Source organism: Novacetimonas hansenii JCM 7643 (assembly GCF_000964405.1).
GTDB classification, from domain to species: domain Bacteria; phylum Pseudomonadota; class Alphaproteobacteria; order Acetobacterales; family Acetobacteraceae; genus Novacetimonas; species Novacetimonas hansenii.
Window position 1 is genome coordinate 13,301 of the sequence record NZ_BANE01000082.1, and the last position, 18,829, is coordinate 32,129.

At 59.8% G+C, this 18,829-nt stretch carries 20 protein-coding genes and 1 pseudogene; 12 read left to right on the forward strand and 9 right to left on the reverse strand.

Going from position 1 to position 18,829, the window contains the following annotated elements:
- The first annotated feature begins 38 nt into the window (after window positions 1-38).
- Entirely contained in the window at window positions 39-890 is an 852-nt protein-coding gene (locus tag B7G66_RS06730) for a siderophore-interacting protein (protein WP_196760705.1), read from the forward strand.
- Between the two features lie 49 nt (window positions 891-939).
- Window positions 940-1,557, forward strand: a pseudogene (ribB, locus tag B7G66_RS06735) (3,4-dihydroxy-2-butanone-4-phosphate synthase); the annotation flags it as partial.
- Window positions 1,558-1,966: 409 nt separating this feature from the next.
- Here ribB and B7G66_RS19035 read toward each other — a convergent pair.
- Window positions 1,967-2,131 (reverse strand): TetR family transcriptional regulator, encoded by a 165-nt coding sequence (locus tag B7G66_RS19035; RefSeq protein WP_003618920.1) that lies wholly within the window; start codon window positions 2,129-2,131, stop codon window positions 1,967-1,969.
- A gap of 166 nt (window positions 2,132-2,297) precedes the next feature.
- Between B7G66_RS19035 and B7G66_RS06745 the strand changes: the two genes are divergently transcribed.
- Complete coding sequence (locus tag B7G66_RS06745; RefSeq protein WP_141312793.1) at window positions 2,298-3,512, forward strand: MFS transporter; 1,215 nt, start codon at window positions 2,298-2,300, stop codon at window positions 3,510-3,512.
- 501 nt (window positions 3,513-4,013) lie between these two features.
- Here B7G66_RS06745 and B7G66_RS06750 read toward each other — a convergent pair.
- Window positions 4,014-4,997 (reverse strand): aldo/keto reductase, encoded by a 984-nt coding sequence (locus tag B7G66_RS06750; RefSeq protein WP_003618909.1) that lies wholly within the window; start codon window positions 4,995-4,997, stop codon window positions 4,014-4,016.
- Window positions 4,998-5,110: 113 nt separating this feature from the next.
- On the opposite strand from B7G66_RS06750, the gene B7G66_RS06755 reads away from it, so the two are divergent.
- Window positions 5,111-6,004, forward strand: a complete 894-nt coding sequence (locus tag B7G66_RS06755; protein WP_003618907.1) for a LysR family transcriptional regulator — start codon at window positions 5,111-5,113, stop codon at window positions 6,002-6,004.
- 280 nt (window positions 6,005-6,284) lie between these two features.
- On the opposite strand, the gene B7G66_RS06760 is transcribed toward B7G66_RS06755, so the two are convergent.
- Together B7G66_RS06760 and B7G66_RS06765 are read right to left on the reverse strand one after the other, a co-directional pair.
- A complete protein-coding gene (locus B7G66_RS06760; RefSeq protein WP_003618905.1) occupies window positions 6,285-7,175 on the reverse strand; it encodes an alpha/beta fold hydrolase in 891 nt (296 codons plus the stop codon).
- A 183-nt stretch (window positions 7,176-7,358) separates the two neighbouring features.
- Window positions 7,359-8,309, reverse strand: coding sequence for a LysR family transcriptional regulator (locus B7G66_RS06765; protein ID WP_003618904.1), 951 nt, complete (start codon window positions 8,307-8,309; stop codon window positions 7,359-7,361).
- Between the two features lie 92 nt (window positions 8,310-8,401).
- Here B7G66_RS06765 and B7G66_RS06770 point away from each other — a divergent pair, with 92 nt between their 5' ends.
- On the forward strand, window positions 8,402-9,364 hold the full coding sequence (locus B7G66_RS06770) for an NAD(P)H-binding protein (protein ID WP_003618902.1): 963 nt from the start codon (window positions 8,402-8,404) through the stop codon (window positions 9,362-9,364).
- Between the two features lie 62 nt (window positions 9,365-9,426).
- On the opposite strand, the gene B7G66_RS06775 is transcribed toward B7G66_RS06770, so the two are convergent.
- Window positions 9,427-10,641 (reverse strand): MFS transporter, encoded by a 1,215-nt coding sequence (locus B7G66_RS06775; RefSeq protein WP_003618900.1) that lies wholly within the window; start codon window positions 10,639-10,641, stop codon window positions 9,427-9,429.
- A 108-nt stretch (window positions 10,642-10,749) separates the two neighbouring features.
- Here B7G66_RS06775 and B7G66_RS06780 point away from each other — a divergent pair, with 108 nt between their 5' ends.
- The 6 genes from B7G66_RS06780 to B7G66_RS06805 all read left to right on the forward strand — a co-directional run bounded on the left by B7G66_RS06780 (window position 10,750) and on the right by B7G66_RS06805 (window position 15,517).
- Entirely contained in the window at window positions 10,750-11,406 is a 657-nt protein-coding gene (locus tag B7G66_RS06780; protein ID WP_003618898.1) for a TetR/AcrR family transcriptional regulator, read from the forward strand.
- Window positions 11,407-11,543: 137 nt separating this feature from the next.
- The gene (locus B7G66_RS06785) at window positions 11,544-12,305 is read left to right on the forward strand and encodes an SDR family NAD(P)-dependent oxidoreductase (protein WP_003618896.1); all 762 of its coding nucleotides are present in this window, start codon (window positions 11,544-11,546) and stop codon (window positions 12,303-12,305) included.
- 31 nt (window positions 12,306-12,336) lie between these two features.
- Window positions 12,337-12,771 (forward strand): SRPBCC family protein, encoded by a 435-nt coding sequence (locus tag B7G66_RS06790; protein ID WP_003618893.1) that lies wholly within the window; start codon window positions 12,337-12,339, stop codon window positions 12,769-12,771.
- Window positions 12,772-12,785: 14 nt separating this feature from the next.
- Window positions 12,786-13,499, forward strand: coding sequence for an SDR family oxidoreductase (gene bdcA / locus B7G66_RS06795; protein ID WP_003618890.1), 714 nt, complete (start codon window positions 12,786-12,788; stop codon window positions 13,497-13,499).
- Window positions 13,500-13,548: 49 nt separating this feature from the next.
- Complete coding sequence (locus B7G66_RS06800) at window positions 13,549-14,439, forward strand: aldo/keto reductase (protein WP_003618888.1); 891 nt, start codon at window positions 13,549-13,551, stop codon at window positions 14,437-14,439.
- A gap of 151 nt (window positions 14,440-14,590) precedes the next feature.
- Window positions 14,591-15,517, forward strand: a complete 927-nt coding sequence (locus B7G66_RS06805) for a LysR family transcriptional regulator (protein ID WP_003618886.1) — start codon at window positions 14,591-14,593, stop codon at window positions 15,515-15,517.
- Here B7G66_RS06805 and B7G66_RS06810 read toward each other — a convergent pair.
- The 4 genes from B7G66_RS06810 to trbF are packed head-to-tail and all read right to left on the reverse strand — an operon-like array spanning window position 15,471 to window position 18,509.
- Entirely contained in the window at window positions 15,471-15,689 is a 219-nt protein-coding gene (locus tag B7G66_RS06810) for a DUF2274 domain-containing protein (protein WP_003618883.1), read from the reverse strand. The genes B7G66_RS06805 and B7G66_RS06810 overlap by 47 nt on opposite strands.
- A complete protein-coding gene (locus B7G66_RS06815) occupies window positions 15,686-16,846 on the reverse strand; it encodes a TrbI/VirB10 family protein (RefSeq protein WP_040510602.1) in 1,161 nt (386 codons plus the stop codon). The genes B7G66_RS06810 and B7G66_RS06815 overlap by 4 nt, the downstream gene beginning before the upstream one ends.
- Window positions 16,843-17,829 carry a P-type conjugative transfer protein TrbG gene (gene trbG / locus B7G66_RS06820; RefSeq protein WP_003618875.1) on the reverse strand — a complete coding sequence of 329 codons (987 nt, stop codon included), beginning with the start codon at window positions 17,827-17,829 and terminating at the stop codon, window positions 16,843-16,845. Before trbG ends, B7G66_RS06815 begins: the two co-directional genes overlap by 4 nt.
- Window positions 17,829-18,509: a conjugal transfer protein TrbF gene (gene trbF / locus B7G66_RS06825; RefSeq protein WP_048858943.1), complete on the reverse strand. Its 681-nt coding sequence runs from the start codon at window positions 18,507-18,509 to the stop codon at window positions 17,829-17,831. The genes trbG and trbF overlap by 1 nt, the downstream gene beginning before the upstream one ends.
- Window positions 18,510-18,538: 29 nt before the next feature.
- Here trbF and B7G66_RS18175 point away from each other — a divergent pair.
- Window positions 18,539-18,829 (forward strand): hypothetical protein (locus B7G66_RS18175; RefSeq protein ID WP_200146819.1); only part of this gene is annotated, 291 nt, incomplete at its 3' end.

The following is an 18,829-nucleotide window of genomic DNA, read 5'->3' on the forward strand; positions in this document are numbered from 1 at the left end:
GCCAGTAATCTTCAGATGCAACCATTTCATATAATGGAATGATACTTTCCATTTCACGGTATTTTTTGAAGGTTGGATCAGACCGTAAAGTGTTCTCAGACAAGAGGGCCAGAGCCTTTTCATTTGCGGTCCCCGGATTTCTGAAAGTCATCGTGATGAAAATGATGTCACAAAACAGGACGTTACGTCCGGCAGTCGTCAAGGCGGTGCATGATGTGACGCCGCACATGCGGCGCGTCACGCTCGTCGGAGACGATATCAAGAGACTACCGGTCGAGCATCCCGCGCAATGGATGAAGGTGTTCCTTCCTGCACCGCCCGGCCGCAAGCCGGAAGGACGGGCCTATACGATCCGCCGCTATGAGGCGACTGCCGGGTTGATGGAAATGGATTTTGTCCTGCATGGCGACAACGGTCCGGCGTCTGCCTGGGCCGAAAAGGCAAAGGTTGGGGATGTGCTTCAACTGGCCGGTCCGCGCGCAGGATACCGCGTTGATCCCGCAGCAAGTCGCCATCTTATGGTAGGGGATGCGACGTCGCTTCCAGCGATAGCGGCTATTCTTGAGGCGTTACCACCTGGCGTTACTGCCGATGCCTTTATTGAAGTGAATGGCACAGATGAAGAACAGAAACTGGAAACTGCTGCATCCTTGAATGTTACCTGGCTGCATTCGGGTAGTGAGCCTCCCGGCACGACGGGGCAGCTCGAACTCGCTGTACAGGGGGCAGTTCTTGACCTGTCCGATTGTCAGGTGTGGGTCGCGGGTGAGTCTTTCATGGTCAGAGCCGTGCGGACTTATCTGACCGTCGATCGTCTGCTTCCTTCTGGTCGCCTGCATGCGGCCGGTTACTGGAAAATGGGCGATGCGGACCATCGTGACCGTGACTGACAGAGCCCGCTTCACGACAATCATGCAAAACAGGAAAGGCTGACGCCCTATGAACCTCGTACATGGTCACTCTATCCGCTCCATAATTCCCACTGTTGCCCGTGCGATCGAGGCTATGCGTGCAGGGCGAATGGTTATCATGGTGGACGATGACAACAGGGAGAACGAAGGCGACCTGGTCATGGCTGCTGAATTTGTGACTCCTGACGCAATCAATTTCATGATTACACATGGACGAGGGCTGGTCTGCCTGCCACTTGCCGAGGAATACGTTGAACGTCTTTCATTGCCGATGATGGCTGATGAGAATACCTGTCCGTTTGGTACCGCCTTTACGGTGTCGATTGATGCGAAGGAAGGAACCACGACAGGGATTTCTGCCTATGATCGCGCCAGGACGATCCGCGCGGCGATTGAACCGGGTGCTTCGAAGCAGGATTTCATGGTGCCAGGTCATATCTTTCCGCTGAAGGCTGCAAAAGGAGGAACGCTCTCACGGCGCGGTCATACGGAGGGATCGGTGGATTTGGCTCTGCTTTCTGGCCTCAAACCTGCTGGAGTGCTCTGTGAAATCCTGAACGAGGACGGCACCATGGCCCGTCGGACGCAACTGGATGTGTTTTCTCAACGGTTTGATCTGCCCATAATCAGTATTGCAGACATTCTGCGGGCGGTTGTGGTGTCACAATCTAATGCAGATATCTTTTGATATGCGCAAAAATTAAAGCAATGAACGATATGCTATCTTTTTTATCAAATATGTATTCATGATGACCAAAGTAATCTCATCTTTACTGATGACAAATATTTTGATTAATCCGGCATTAGCCGCGACATCATGAGCAAAACATTGACCAAGAGCCTCGATCGTGATCGACGCCATACGACATCCGACAGAATATCCGGAAACCGTTAATTTCGAATCTTACACATGCTTTCAGACATTTCCATTGATCGCCACTGATGTCTTCCTGATGCGTCCGATCAGCGCCCCCCATGCACGCGTCAGTTTCTGATAGGGGCCAGCAGGATCCGGCAAGTCCCGCAGCATTTCCTCGAACGTCAGGGCCAGAACTTCAGATATCAGTGCTTCTTATAAGGCATAAGCGCGTATAGAGGCTCTGCGACCGCAACCCCACACGACGGGCAAGATTTCGCATCGACGTGCCTTCATAACCGTATTCACGAAACAGTTTGCGCACTTCGATGATGATGCCGCGCAGGGGGATCGGCTCTTGCATTTATTCTTTGACTCACGAACACGCGTTCGCCACCGTTGGTCCAACGTCCCCGGAAGAGGCAATTCACAAATCGGTTGTGCTGAATAACAACAATGACAATACCCAGTTCCCACGCACAGATTACCGTCCACAAACGACATGAACACCTTGTCGGGCGGAATCAGCCATGAATCGTTCAGACACAATTACGATGGAAAATGAAGCGACAGCGAACACAGCAGTCCCACTTCGTCAGACGGCGGCGCTCTTCGCTCTGGGTAGTTGCGCTCTTCTGAACGTCTATACCACCCAGCCCATCCTGCCTGACATCGCCCACCGGTTTGGCGTCAGCCTTGGCGCAAGCGCCTGGACAATCAGCACCTCCACGCTGGGCGTAGCAGTCGCAGCCCCTCTGGCCGGTGCCGTCTCTGACCGCTTCGGACGCAAGCGTGTAATGGTCGCAGCCCTCATCGCGCTGATTATCATAACCGCCTCCTGCGCTCTGGCATGGAATTTTACGGCTCTCCTCTCCCTGCGGTTTGCACAAGGGTTGCTGGTGCCCTTCATCTTCACTGCCGCCCTCGCCTATATCGCTGAAGAATGGTCCGGACGGACCGCGACTACCATGAACGGAGTATATGTCGCAGGCACTGCATTCGGTGGGTTCTGTGGACGCTTCCTTGCCGGTGCCGCTGCGTCCTTTACAGGATGGCTCTCCACCTTTCTCGTTTTCGCAGTTCTTCTGATTCTTGTTCTTGCGCTCGCCGTATTCTGTCTGCCTGCAGAGCGCCAGTTCAGAGCCAGCGCATCCCTTGGTAAAAGTTTATGGAGTGTCGCAAAAGGTGTGCGCGACTGGCGGCTGCTGGTCACCTGTTTTGTCGGCGCCAGCCTGCTGTTTCAGCAGGTCACGTCCTTTACCTATCTGAGCCTACGTCTGAGCGCACCTCCATTCACCCTGACTTCGATTGAAGTCGGCGCTCTGTTCGTGGTCTTTCTTCTACCTGTTACAGTCACACCTTTCTTCGGTCGCCTTCTCGGCACGATCGGGCGCACGCGGGCCTTTCTGCTGTCGCAGGTCGCCGGGATTGCCGGAATTGCCCTGACACTTTCCGTCCATCTCCCTCCTATCGTGATTGGACTGGCTCTGTCCTGCATGGCTGTCTTTGCCGGGCAGTCCTGCGCCACCGGCTATACAGCACGACATGCCAAGGAAGGACGGTCTGCGGCAACCGGTCTCTATCTCACCTGCTATTATCTGGGCGGAAGCATCGGCGCTGTCGCCCCTGCTCCTCTCTACGCGCATCACGGCTGGCTCGGCTGTGCTGTCCTGATCGGTCTGGTGGCCTTGGCCAGCACGGCTCTCGCACGCGTGGCATGGAGGGAAACAGTCGTTGACGCATAAAAGAAGAAAAAGCTGATCTGAGGTCGGACGGGATCAACGTAGTTGCCAAAAACGCTTCCTGCATTCGGCGGGAGTCACGCCAAGATGATGCTTAAACACCCTTTGTACGCAGACACCACAGCCGACATAGACTCAGGCAGTGAACGTCTCGTCGTCAGATCGCGCAATTTCCACTAAGCAATGAGGCTTGGAACGGCCATCACGCTATCGTGATAATGCCCCATTTTAGCCCAAACTACGCTGCGCTTTCAGTCCCATTTGCATCCTATATGCATCCTGCGCGTATGTCCCAAACGCAAAAAGCCGCCCGTAAGGGCGGCTTAACATGCTGTTTATATTGGATAATTCATGGTTGCGGGGGAAGGCAGCCAACGATACTTGCGATTGGTGGATCGCGAGATACCCCGTCTTGCCGCGTGAGACAGAGATTATGCCAAAGTGTAAGCACAGAAGTAACCTCCGGCGAGGCCGTCCATCCCCGCTCGACGCAGGAACGGCCCTTCAACGCTCGACGAGGGCCTCCATTGCGGCGGGGTAACGCTCGCCCCGGAGGGTAATGGAGGAGAGACGCTTCTCGATCGTCCGAAGATCTTGCCCGGAGAGCCGGACATTCACTGCGCCTAGATCGTCTTCGAGATGAGCCAGCTTCCGTGCGCCGGGGATCGGCACAATCCAGGGCCTGCGCGCCAGCAGCCAGGCGAGCGCGATCTGCGCCGGTGTCGTGCCCTTGTTCCACGCGATCTCTCTGACCAGATCGACGATCGCCTGATTGGCCCTCCGGTTCTCCGTATCGAAGCGCGACGTCGCGTTGCGGAAATCGCCTGTCGGGAAGGTGGTCTTTTCGTTGATCGTGCCAGTCAGGAAGCCCTTGCCGAGCGGGCTGAAGGGCACGAAGCCGATGCCCAGTTCCTCCAGCAGCGGAATGATTTCCGTCTCGGGTTCGCGCCAGAACAGCGAATACTCGCTTTGCAGTGCCGCCAGAGGCTGCACCGCATGCGCCTTGCGGATCGACTCGCCCCCCGCTTCGGACATGCCGAAATGCCGCACCTTGCCAGCCGCGATCAGGTCCTTCACCGTCCCCGCCACGTCCTCCACGGGCACATCGGGATCGACGCGATGCTGATAAAGCAGGTCGATGGTGTCGGTGCGAAGGCGCTTCAGCGACCCTTCCACCGCGCGGCGGATGGTCTCGGGGCGGCTGTCTGGCCCGTCCGCGATCACGCCGTTGCGGAAGCCGAATTTTGTGGCGATCACGACCTGATCGCGGATCGGCTGCAACGCCTCGCCGACGACGTCCTCGTTTGTGAAGGGACCATAGACCTCCGCCGTGTCGAAGAACGTGACGCCGCGATCATGCGCCGCACGGATGAGCCTGATCGCCTCGCCGCGATCTGTCACCGTTCCGTAGCTGTGGCTGAGGCCCATGCAGCCGAAACCGATTGCGGAAACCTCAAGGCCACTCTTGCCAAGTACACGCTTTTCCATCGCTTATTCTCGCTTCCGGGATGTCGCCTACAAATTCCTCCCCCACTCTAACCGCTGCCCTTTATGGCGACTATGGCGTAAGATCGGCATGAACCTGTGAGCATGACGCATCAATGTTGCGAGAGAACACGAACGACCTTCTGGCCTTCATGGCGGTCGCCCGCGAACGGAGCTTCACGCGCGCGGCCGCGAAACTGGGCGTTTCGCGATCGGCTCTGAGCCACACGATCCGTAACCTCGAAGAGCGTCTGGGCCTGCGGCTGCTGGCGCGCACAACCCGCAGCGTCGGCCTAACCGAAGCCGGTGCGCGTCTGCTGGACACCATCGCGCCACGCTTCGACGAGATCGAGGCGGAACTGGTTGCCATGAGCAGCCTCAGAACCAGACCGGCCGGCACCATCCGCATCACGGCGACCGAGCACCCTACCTACACCGTCCTCTGGCCTCGGGTGTCGGAACTGCTGCGGCAATACCCGGACATAAAGATCGAGATCGTCGTGGATTACGGCTTGCGGGATATCGTCGCCGAGCGCTTCGACGCCGGCGTGCGCGTGGGCGAGAGCATCGCCAGGGACATGATCGTCGTGCCGATCAGCCCCGCTCTGCGCTCCGCCGTCGTGTGCAGCCCGGCCTATGTCGCGCGGCACGGCGTGCCCGCGACGCCGCAGGACTTGACGACACACGCCTGCATCAACATGCGCCTGCCCACCCACGACACGATTTTCGAGTGGGAGTTCGAGAAGCAGGGCCGGTCCCTGAACATGCGTGTCGATGGCCCGGCGGTGGTCAACACGCTCGCACTGCGCCTCAACGCCGCACTCGACGGCGTGGGCCTTGCCTACATGCCGGAGGATTACGCCATGCCCCATATCGAGGCGGGCCGACTCGTCCGCATTCTGGAGGACTGGTGCGATCCTTACCCCGGCTATCACCTGTTTTACCCGAGCCGCCGGCAGATGACACCGGCTTTCGCCCTGCTGGTCGAGGCGCTGCGGTATCGGGCGTAAGTCGCCAGCATCCGGCAACCACGCCCTACGTAATCCTGCAGTCCCAACTCTGATCGCTGATGTCAGGCAGACAGCATAGGTCGTGAGCGATCACGGTCGGTGCCCACGTGGCGGCCACGGACGTGGCCGGGGAACCGAAGACCTGGAAAGCATAGGGATGACACTCCCGCCGCGACAATACTGTCGCGAAGTGAAGACCGATTATCGGGAGAACGAAAGAAAGCGAGCATCTTGATCTTCTTCTTCCAGAACATATCTTCGGCTAGAAAAAGGTATCTGTTCAGAGAAACTCGCCAATGCTCCTCAACAATTCTTCCGGCGCTTCTTCCTGGGGGCTGTGACCACAGTCAATAGCGTGTCCCCGCACATCCGTGGCTTTTTCGCGCCACGTTTCCACGACGTCATAAAGTGCGCCGATGGTCCCTCGTGCGCCCCACAGCGCAAGGAGTGGCGCTTCGACCCGACGGTCGGCATCTTCCGCGTCGTGAACGAGATCGATGCCTGCCGCTGCACGATAGTCCTCACACGCGGCATGCCGCATCCGGGCATTGGCATAGCAGCGACGGTATTCCGCCATCACCCGAGGATCGACGGCGCCTGCAATTTTGACCTGTCCCGCTATATGCGTTTCCAGAAAGAAATCCGGATCGGCACTGATCAGCCTTTCCGGCAACGGATAGGGCTGGATCAGAAAGAACCACCAGAAATAGCGCCGCGCAAACTCCATGTCGGTCCGGGCGTACATTGTCGCTGTCGGCGCAATGTCGATCAGCACCAGCTTTTCCACCGCCTGCGGCGCATCGAGCGCCAGGCGATGAGCCACGCGTCCACCGCGGTCATGCCCGACAAGCCGGAAGCGCTCAAAACCAAGCGCTTTCATGACGCCAATCTGATCCGCAGCCATGGCGCGCTTGGAATAATTGATGTGTTCAGGGCCGCCGTCGGGCTTTGCGCTGTCACCATAGCCTCGGAGATCAGTCGCCACGACGGTAAAACGCTCCGCCAGTACCGGCGCGACCTTATGCCAGGTCAGATGCATCTGCGGATGGCCGTGAAGAAGGAGAAGCGGAGGTCCTTCCCCGCCTATGGCGGTACGGATACGAACTCCGTTCACATCGGTATCCTGCCACGTAAAGCCGGGCAGCAATTCCGGAAATGCCCTGACGACCATGACCCCACCTGATTTTTTTTCGACGACCGCACCAACAAGTGTGACACTACAGGACTATCTCTTCGTCTTCGGGTCAAAACCTGTTTATTTACTATCTTTCGCCACTCTCGATATTCCCGCTCCTGTCACGCGGTATTCCCGTCTCCAAATTTCCGGGATGGATTATTGCAGGCGCGCTTCTGCTCAACCGGCGCCATCCGCGGCGTCTCGCCCACCGACGCCAACAGCCGCCTGCATCACCAGCCCGGACGCGCAATACCGTCCCAGAGCCGCCACAAGATGCCCAAACACCGCATCAATCCGGCGGCTGTGACGCAGATCTTCATGCGCGACAACCCAGGCCTCGAGTTCGGCGACAACCAAGCCCGGCAGCACGCGCACCAGATCCCGTTCGCCAATTGGCAATTGCGTGACACCGATCCCCAATCCCGCGCGTACCATGGCAAGCTGGGCCGGATGACTGTCGGTGCGGAGCGCGAAATACAGCTTCTCTCCCAGCGTCTTTTGCAATTCCCGTGTAAAATCTTGATCCATCCGGGATCGGTCCGAGCCGATCAGCGTGTGCCGGGCCAGATCCGTCGCACCTTCCGGCACCCCATGCCGCTCCAGATAAGAGGCGGTCGCGAAAAACCCGAGCGGGATACATCCTGCCCGTTTCGCCACCAGCGCCCCATGGCGCGGACGACGCATCCGGATCGCGATATCCGCTTCCTGCCCCGGCAGATCTGCGTTCTCGTTGCTCAGGACCAGTTCGACGGCGAGGCCCGGATGGCGCTCCCGCAGCGGGGCCAACAGACGCGGCATGACCTCGATGCCGACGAATTCGGCGACGCTGATACGCACCGTACCCGCGATCTCACCCCCGGACGCGGACGCAGCGCGATAGAAAGCCTCTGACGCGAAGGCCATACGCCGGACATGGACCGCCAGTTCCCGGGCGTCATCCGTCGGAACCAGCCCATTCACCGTGCGCGAGAAGAGTGGCTGACCGATCGCGCGCTCCAGCGCCTCGATCCGGTGACGCACGGTCGGCTGGGTCAGGCCGAGGCTGCGCGCCGCCGCCGACAGGCTTCCCGTATCGAGAACCGCGAGGAAGGCCCGTTGTCCGTCCCAGTCCGGAGAAAGAATGCTCATCGTTTTTCAATGAGCAGCATGCCGATCTTTGTCAATTTCCTTCGCGACCGCCTCCGTTCACTCTTCCGGTGGAAACGCAGGGAGATCGCAGCGTGACGAAAGCAATCCTCGTTCTGGGGGCAACCGGCGGCATTGGCGGCGCGGTCACACGGGTCATGCTGCGTCGCGGCTGGCAGGTGCGGGCAATGGTGCGTGACCCGGCCCGGGCTCAAGGGGGCTGGGGTGACGATGTGATGCCCCACTGGGTGCAGGGCGATGCCATGCTCCGGGACGATGTGGTGAGGGCCGCGACCGGGGTCGACGTAATCCTGCACGGCGTCAATCCGGCAGGCTACCGCAATTGGGAAACAACAGTGCTGCCGATGATCGACAACACGATCGCCGCCGCCAGGGCTACCAGCGGAGCGCGCATTGTGCTTCCGGGAACGATCTACAATTATGACGCCGCCACAGCGCCGGTGATCGGCGAAACGACACCGCAAAATCCGCCAGGCCGCAAAGGCAAGATCCGCAAGGCCCTCGAATGTCGCCTCACCGACGCCGCCCCGGAGGTTCCGAGCCTGATCGTGCGGGCGGGCGACTATTTCGGCCCTGACGCACAGCAGAGCTGGTTCGCTCAGGCGTTGGCGAAGGCGCCGCTGAAGCAGATCACCTATCCCGGCCGCACTGGTATCGGTCACGCTTGGGCTTACCTGCCTGATCTGGCCGAAGCAATTGCGCAACTGCTCGAACTACGACCCGGTGCCATGGCAACCGTCGAACGCATGCAGTTCAGCGGGTTCTGGGACGCAGACGGCACACACATGATCGCTGCGCTCCGCCGCATGACGGGCACGCCGGATCTCTCAGTCCGGCACTTCCCATGGTGGTTGATGCGCCTTCTTTCTCCATTCGGTGGTTTTCCGCACGAAGTGATCGAGGTTAAGCCCTACTGGCATTATCCGGTCCGGCTCGACAACAGTCGCCTCGTCCAGTTGCTGGGATCAGAACCTCATACCGACATCAATCAGGCTGTCAGAAACGCCGCGAACTGTCCCGGAGTCTCAACGTCCTAATATTTGGCATATGCATTTTGGCTCGCGGGAGCAGAGCTGTCTGCAACTTTAGTTAACCTGCATCATGACTGCCCCCCCTGCTTGAGTCGGTGGCCAGATCGAAATCCATGCGATCGCGCTGTCCATGCGATCAGGAAACCGACGGCGACGAGCACCATCACGGCCCATGGGAACGACGCCGCGCCCCATGTATCGAACAACACACCACCCAGAAGGCCACCTCCGGCTATGGCACTGTTCCACGCCACGACATTCATCGACAGCGCGACGTCCGCGCCAGCGCCGGCCGCATCGGCCAGCGCGGTCTGGAGCAAGGTTGCGGCCCCGCCGAATGTCAGCCCCCATATCGTGACACCAATCACGATCACAGTCGGCGACGCTGATTCAATGGCGAAAGCCACTGACACGACTGCGAATAGGGCCAGACTGAGCAGAACGGACAAGCGTAAAGCATGATCGACCGTGCGGCTGGTCAGCAAGATGCCCGCCAGCGCGGCAATCCCGAACAGCAGCAGAATGCGATCCGCCTGCCCTACTAGTCCGGCGGGTGCGATGAACGGCACAATGTAGGTGTAGAGCACGTTGTGCGCGAGCATCCACGCCATCACGACCCCCAGAACGGGCTTCACACCCGGCATGCCCAGAACATGCCGGAATGGCAGACGCTCGTGATGTGCAGCGCCCGGAAAATCAGGAACCTTTGCCAAAACCCACGCAATCAAAAGCACTGTCAGACCCGACATGATCCAGAACGTCAGGCGCCAGCCGACAACAGCCCCCAGCCATGTGCCTGAGGGAACCCCCAGAGAAAGCGCGATTGGTGTGCCTACCATAGCAATCGCAAGAGCTTGCCCCTGCTGAGCGCGCGTTACCATCCTGCGCGCGTAGCCGGCCAGCAACGCCCAGGCGAGACCCGCCGCCGCACCCGCTCCGTAGCGGGCCATGAGAGTCGCGCCATAATGCGTCGAAAACGCGGTGATGGAATTGAACACCACGAAGCCGATGATCGCCAGCAGGAGAACCCTCCTGCGCCGCCATCGCTGCGTGGCGAGCGTCAGCGGGATCGCCGCACTCAGAGAACCGACGGCATAGGCCGTCACCATCTGCCCAGCGAATGCCGGGGAAACATGCAGACCAGCACCGATCTCGGGCAAAAGACCCGCCGGCAAAGTTTCTGTCATAATGCAGATGAAGCCGGTCATGGCCAGCGCGAGCAGACCGGAAACAGGCAAGCACTCGTCGGTTTTTTTCGCGGACGGTACGATGGTCGGTGTCATGAGCCACTCAATATATGGAACGAATGATACACATATATGCGGACCGTAAAATCTTGGCAATAATTTCTGGATCGATTAATATGAAAGTCTTTTCAAAGGAGCACTAGCATGGCGCGGACTGGCCGTCCCCGTGAGTTTGACCGCGACAAGGCGATCGACGCCGCCACGGCGCTTTTCTGGGCGCAGGGTTATGAACCGACGTCCCTGACCCAGCTCAAGGCCAGCATGGGCCATATCTCGCCCGCGAGTTTCTATGCCGCGTTCGGTTCCAAGGAAGCCCTGTTCCGGGAAGTCGTGCAGCATTATCTGGCAACGTATGGTCAGGTCATGGCCCCCTTATGGGATGAAAGCCTGCCGCCACGTGAGGCCATCGAACGGACGTTACGCGGCTCAGCGCGCATGCAGGCGGCCCGTACGCATCCGACCGGCTGTCTGGTCGTGTCCGGCGCCAGCAACTGCTCACCCGAGAACGAACCTGTCCAAGCCCTTCTCGCCGCAGAACGACAGCGTACGCGGGCAGGTATTAAGGCCTGCGTGGAGCGCGCCATAGCCAGAAATGAATTGAAGGCCTCCCCGTCAACAGATGTCCTGCCCGATATTCTCGCTACTTTTTTTCATGGCATGACATGCGAAGCGCGGGATGGAATGACTGTTGACACTCTGGATGCTGCCATCACATCCCTCCTTACGTTGTGGGATATCAACACTGTCAAACCTCTCAAAAATCGACAAAAAAACACCGAAAACACGGGGGTCAGACTGTAGCCTTCCACAAAAACCCCCAACTTTCATATCGTCCGGTCCACAATTCCTTGACGTCGCTTCATGTCCATATTATGGATCGGGTGATACGGAAGTTGGGTTTCCGAATAGGACGCCATCTTTCCGCGAGGAGTCCGTTTATGAACACACCCAAAATCGCCCTTATCACGGGTGCCAATCGCGGCATCGGCTACAGTATCGCGAAGCATCTGACGGATGCTGGCATTAATGTCGTCGGCACTTATCATGCCAATGAAGATGAGGCGAAAGCTGCCGAAATCGCCCTCAGCCATGAAAAAGTGAAGTTGCGTATGCTGCAACTGGACATCGCGAACCATACGTCGTTCACGGATTTTGCTCAGCGGGTGAAAGCCCTTCTCGCAAACGAGTTCGGGCTGCAGGGACTAAATTATGTTGTCCAGAACGCCGGCAACATCATTCACACACGCTTCGATGCCGCTACCTCCGAACAACTCGATAATCAGTACAACATCCACTTCAAGGGCCCTTACCTGCTGACAGTGGCGCTCCTGCCACTGCTTCGCGATGGCGGCCGCATTCTCAACATCACCTCTGCCGCGACCCGCTTTTATCTGACGGATCATGGCCCCTATTCGGCCATGAAGGCCGCAACCGAGGTCATTTCGCTCTACATGGCGAAAGAGCTGGGGGAGCGCGGGATTACCGTCAATGCCGTCGCCCCTGGGGCGGTCGCATCGGATTTCGGCGGGGGGCTGGTCCGTGACGATGCCACGGTAAATAAAAGCCTTGCAGACATCACTCCGCTGGGACGTGTCGGGCAACCCGATGATATCGGAGCCGCTGTCCGTGCCCTTCTGTCTGATGATATGCGCTGGGTGAATGGTCAGCGTATCGAAGTGACGGGAGGGCAGTCGCTATGATGGCCGGACAGACACGAACAGGAGCCGCATTATGATCCATGTGATGGCCAGCAGCGTTCTTCCTGCCTCCGTTTCGTCCGTCTGGGGGCTAATCCGTGATTTCGGCGCCCTAGGCAAGTGGTTGCCGGGGGTGAAAACCTGCGTGATCGAGGGCGATGAGCCCGGTGACCGTGTCGGCGCGGTCCGCCGCCTTGAAATGGGCGATGTCGGCGTGATCCGTGAACAGCTTCTCGCATTATCCGACGTAGATCATACTGTGATGTTCTCGATTATCGAGTCCGCCCTGCCGATCAGTAACTATCGGTCAACGATCAGCCTTCTTCCCATAACGGATGGTGACCGAACGTTCATTCAGTGGCGGGGACAGTTCGAAGCGCCCCTCGAACATGCCGCCAGTATGGAGGCCAGAATGCCGACAGGTATCTATCAGCCAGCATTCGACAGGCTGGCAGAAATCTTGGCGTAGCAGGAAATGCCGTCATGAACAATTTTGAGGGAAAATCCGTCCTCGTGCTTGGCGGCAGCCGCGGGATTGGGGCCGCCATCGTGCGCCGTTTCGCTTCGAAGGGAGCGAAGGTTCTTTTCACATATTGGTCTTCCCCGGACGATGCCGAAGTTTTGGCGGCTGAGACCGGAAGCAAGGCCCTCCGCGCCGACAGTGGCGACCGGGACACTCTCATCGCGCTGATCGCTTCGCTCAGTCCTCTCGACGTGCTGGTCGTCAACTCTGGAATTCTTGGCGCGGGCGATCCGCTGGAGATCCCCCCGGATGACATCGACCGGCTGTTTCGTATCAACATCCATGCGCCTTACCATGCCGCCATTGCTGCTGCCCGGACCATGCCCGCCGGGGGCCGCATCATCTTGATCGGGTCCGCCAATGCAGACCGTATGCCGATGACTGGCCTTGCAGCCTACAGCGCCAGCAAGGCCGCACTGAAAGGCATGGTCAAAGGACTGGCTCGTGATTTCGGAGCGCGCGGCATCACCGTCAATGTCGTCCAGCCCGGCCCCACTGATACAGACATGAACCCTGCCGATGGACCGCTGAAAGACGTGATGCACGACTTCATGGCGATCAAACGCCATGCCACGGGCGCGGAGATTGCGGGGCTGGTCGCGTATCTTGCCGGACCAGAGGCCGGCATCATCACGGGCGCCGCATACAACATCGATGGTGGCTTCGCGGCCTGACGAAATGACTGATCCCTTAACCACTCGCTGGAAATAAGGACCGAGGACCATGACCGATACAGCTTCCAACGCTGCCAGCTCCGGCACCTTCACGATCGGCGGCGATCTCGCCGTTCATCGGCTCGGTTTCGGTGCCATGCGCATCACGGGCAAAGGCATATGGGGACCGCCCACCGATCACGACGAGGCCATCCGCACGCTGAAGCGCCTTCCCGAACTCGGCGTCAACTTCATCGACACGTCGGACGCCTACGGGCCGGATGTTTCAGAATGGCTGATTAAAGAGGCGCTTCACCCATATCCCAAAGGTCTCGTGATCGCCACGAAGGGCGGGCTTACCCGGTCGGGGCCAGATATCTGGAAGCCGGTCGGACGACCGGAATATCTTCTCCAGCAGGTGCATAAAAGTCTGCGGAATCTCGGCGTCGAGCAGATCGATCTGTGGCAGTTGCACCGGATCGATCCCAAAGTCCCGGCGGATGAGCAGTTCGAGGCGGTCCGGTCCTTCATCGATCAGGGACTGATCCGCCACGCGGGACTGAGCGAGGTCTCCGTAGAAGAGATCAAAGCGGCATCGAAGTTCTTTGACGTGGCGACCGTCCAGAACCGCTATAATCTCGTGGATCGCAGCAGCGAAGACGTGCTCGACTACTGCACGCCGCAAAACATCGGATTCATCCCGTGGTTCCCGCTCGCGGCCGGCGACCTCGCCAAGCCGGGATCGATTTTAGACACCATGGCAGGCAAATACGGCGCTCACCCGAGCCAGATCGCTCTGGCCTGGGTCCTAAAGCGCAGTCCAGTGATGCTGCCAATCCCCGGGACCTCGAAGGTCGCGCATCTTGAGCAGAATATCGCCACTGCAGACATCACCCTGTCTGAGGAAGATTTCGCGGTGTTGGACGCGGAGGGACGCAAGGCGCTTCAAGCGGCATCTTGACCTCAATGTCGCACATCACCCGACGTATCAATTCATAAGAGAAGCCTTAAATCCATGGCCGGACGATATCTACACAATCCACGTGGAACACATGTCGGACAAGCACGGATGGAACAAATAGGAACCGAGGCAGAAAGGGACCATAACGACCATGCGCACTGCGGAACTCCGCTATTTTCTGGCTTCTGTTGAAGCTGGAAGTTTCGGGAAGGCCGCATCATCCCTTCAACTGCGAGTATCGACGGTCAGCCGAGCAATTGCTCGACTTGAGGATCAACTGGGTGTTGCGCTCTTTGAACGAACCTCCTCTGGCATTAAACTTACGACTGCGGGACGCATAGCATTACGCTGTGTCCGTCGCGTCCTGCGCGAGACAAATGCACTCACGGAAACACTCGACCGAAGTTCCTTCGGAGAAATCGGAGAGGTGCATCTCGGTTTTCATCTTCCACCTCTAAACGCCGTCCTGACAAGTTTGCTCGTCGAATGGCGGACAACCTATCCCGGCATAAGTGTCACACCACACGAACCGGGTGAAAGAACACTCCATTCCGCACTGATCGAACGTCATATCGACGTTGCCTTGCTTCCTGAATTAGCCCTTTCTCAACACCACCCGCATACTCCAATTTACTTCGAGCCCTTGATGGCGGCCGTGCCAAATACTCACCGCCTCGCCGAAAAAACAACAATTCAATGGACTGACCTCAAAAACGAAAATCTGCTTCTATGGTCGTGGGGAAAAGATAGGATCGGTCGTGATTTCTTTGCTACGCGGCTACCCGGCATTAATGTGCGCATTTTTGAAACGGGCAACATGACCCTGCTCGCTTTCGTGCGGGCAGGATACGGCGTCACTGTCGCAGCGCAAACTTATTCGACTCTCAACCTCCCCGGCCTGAAATTCATCCCAATCGACGAGGAAGATGCCGGGTTCAAGATCAATCTGGTCTGGCGTGCCGAAAGCGAAGATCCCGTAGTAGGAAAATTTGTCGCCTTCATGCGTGACCGGGCAAAGCCCTATTGGCGAGTTACCTCTCCCCGCGCAGCTTCCGAAAGCCCCTATCCGCCCCCATGAAACGAGCGAGCATTGGTGAGATCAGCTTCGCTACTGCGATCTCGGCCTGACCGCTCTCACGCGCCAGCAACCGCCCGTATTCAACCAGATCGCGATGTACGGTGGCCGGTAGCTCAATGGTCAGCCGCACCGGTTTGTCATTCTCAATCGGCCCAAGCCTGAGCTTTGTCATCGGGGAGCCTCCTGTCTGTAGGGGGAAAGAACCAGATCGCGATGCACCATGACCCGGACGGGAAAACCGCGCCGGATCGTATTGGTGGGCTGGATATTGAGCGAGCGTCCGACCATCTGCTCACCGATCTGGTTAAATCCTTGCGATCCGCCGGTGCGCAGCGCCTGGGCGATGCCATTGCTACCGCCAATATCGGCTTCTGAACCCACGCTCAGCATCGTCGAAACCAGAGCGGCCTTGAACACCTCCCCCCAGTGATTGTCGGTCTGGTCCTGCAACCCGGCGTAGCCCGCCGCATCGGCGGCAGGTTCGTTTTCTAATACGATCGAATCCCCGACCCCGCGTATCAGCCGGGTCCAGACCAGCAGCACGCGGGTCTGGCCGTAGGCGATCTGGGAGTCATAGCGGCCGATCAGTTTCGCGCCCTGCGGGATCAGCAGGATATGGCCGGTCGGACTGTCATAGACATTCTCCGTCACCTGCGCCGTGACCTCACCGGGCAGGTCGGAGCGGATGCCAGTAATCAGCGCGCCGGAAATGATCGATCCCGCCTGGATTACATACGGACTGGGAGCGAGCGTCAGACGCACGGCGCTGACGGTACGCTGGTCGACCGGGCCATCGAGAAACGCCTGGTTGCGATCGGTGGCAGCACCGGCGGCCAGAAGCGGGGTGGCACCGGCCGTCACCGGGGCGGCGCTGTTTCGCCCGACCTGCGTCTGGGTAAAGAGATGACTGACCCGGGCTGCTTCCTGCTCCTGGGCCATGCGCTGCTTCTCGGGATCGGCCGGTGCGGCGGGTGTCGCCATGCCGGGGGCACCCACGCCTGCCTTGAGGAACGGCCTGCCGAGATCGCCGGGCAGCGGAGGCCCGAGGCGCGGCGGGTGGGTATAGTCTCCCGGCAGGGTCGCCAGCCCGTCCGGCGTGGTGCGATTGCCGGTATTATAGAGTTCGGCCTTGCCCGTTCGAGGTGCCGGCTTCAGCGCCACATAGAGCGCACCCCCGACGCCGATGATCGCCATCAGCGTCAGCCCCATGATCACCTTGCGCGACAGTCGCGTGACCGGCGGTCGCGTCACGCGCATCCGCATCTCGCCGGGCGGCCTGACCGGAGGTACCGGTTTGCTCGCCTCCTCTGCTCCGGTGCTCCCGCTCACGACCGGCGCGCTCCATCGGTACGGACGATGCGCACTACCTGCTGGTGCTTCGCCCCAAGCCGCAATTCGGCTGCCGCGAACAGGCGATCGACGATCATCCGGTTGCCGCGCACCCGGTAATTCACCAACTGGCCGTCCCCTTGCGGGCCGATGACCCACAGCGGCGGCATCTCGCCCTGGGCGATGCCGGTCGGAAACTCGATGAACACCTGCCGCCCGTCATCGAAGGCCCGCAACGGCCGCCACGGCGCCTCGTCGCCCTCGATCCGATAGCGGAAATTCAGCGCATCGAGATCGACGCCCGTCGCGACCGGAGTGCCAAGATCAGAATCCCGATCCTGCCCGCGCAGGGCGACGATCTGGTCCTGCGGATAGTCCCATGAGACCGAAGCCATATAGGTCCGCTCGTCGGAGCGCAGTTCCAGATGATAGGTCCGCCGGTCGGTATTGATGACTAGGTTGGTGGTCAGGTCCGGCCGCGTCGGTTTGAGCAGGATATGAATCCGTTTCGACGCCCCTGCCCCGCTCTCTGTATCACCGATGATCCAGCGGACGGTATCGCCGGCGGCGACCGGACCGGAGCCAACCAGCTTCTCGCCCGGCTGCAGTGCGATGTCGGTGATCTCGCCGGGTGCGGCGTAGAGCTGATAGAGCGCGCCCTCGGAGAAGGGATAGACCTGGATCGCATTGAGATAACCGGCACGCGTCGGCTGGACCCGCGCCGCACTATTGGCATGCTCGACCCGCTGATGGGGATCGGCGGCTTCCGGCGTCGTACGCCGATACGGGATCGGCTTGAGCTGCCCCGGCAGCGGCAGGGGCTCGGGCAGAGCCACCACCTGCACCGGTTTCGGTAACTCCGGGGTAAGAACCGCCTGCCGGGGCGTATCGTCGTACCGGATGGCAGGCGGCTTCCATGAGGAGCAGGCCGCGAGCGGCGCCAGCAGGATCATGAGCGGCGCGACGGTATTGAGGGTGCGCATCAGCCGAGTTCCCTGGACCAGTTAAGGGCGTGAATGTAGATGCCGAGCGGATTCTTGCGCAGCCGCTCGGCATCGGTGGGGGTGGTGACGACAAGGGTCAGGAGCGCGCTCCAGCGTTCGGTCGAGGCCAGCGCGCCATCGACATAGCGGCGCTCAATCCACTCCACCCGGAAACTGTCGTCGGAGGCACGGATCACGCTGGCAATCTCGACCGCCACCTGCATCCTGCCGAGCTTGCCGAACGGATCGTTGGTGCGGGCATAATCGTTCAGGGCCAGCGCGCCGCGATCGGTGACGTAATTATAGGCGTCGAGCCAGTTCTGCCGCAGGACCACCGGATCGGCCGGGATGCCGCGCACCTCGGAGATGAAGCGCGCCAGATACCAGGCGATCTGCGGATCGGTCGGCCGATAGGCGGCGGTTGCCGGACCGACGGCCTGCGCCTGGCCCAACCGGTCGATCTGTACCACCCATGGCGTAATGGTGCCCCGCGCCGACTGCCAGACCAGCCCGGCGGAAAGCCCTCCGCTCAATGCCAGGCAACCGAAGAACGCCAGTCGCCAGTTACGGGCCTGGACACGAGCCGAGCCGATGCGGTCGTCCCAGACCTGGGCTGCCTTGTGATAGGGCGTTTCCGGTTCCGGCGTTCTGCCGAACCGTATAGTGGGGCGGCGGAACATGGCTATTCTCCTTCCGAGAGATCGACGTCATGGCCGCCGCTGGGCCGGTCGCCGCCTTTGATCGCCTGCGCAGCGGCATCAGCCCCGCCTTTGATCCGGTTGTTGCGCTGCATCCGGCTGGCCCAGGGCGGCGGCTTGCCGGCAGAAGCTCCGCCAGCGCCAGAAGCGGTCGCACCGCCCGTGGCGGCGGCTCCGCCGGCCTGATAACTGGTGCGGACACTGGCCATGGCGCGGCGCAACGGGCTGGCGGCAGCGGACAATCCGGCCTTCGCGACACCTGCCGCACCTCCGGCCTGATAGGCGGCGGTCGTGCCGCCCGC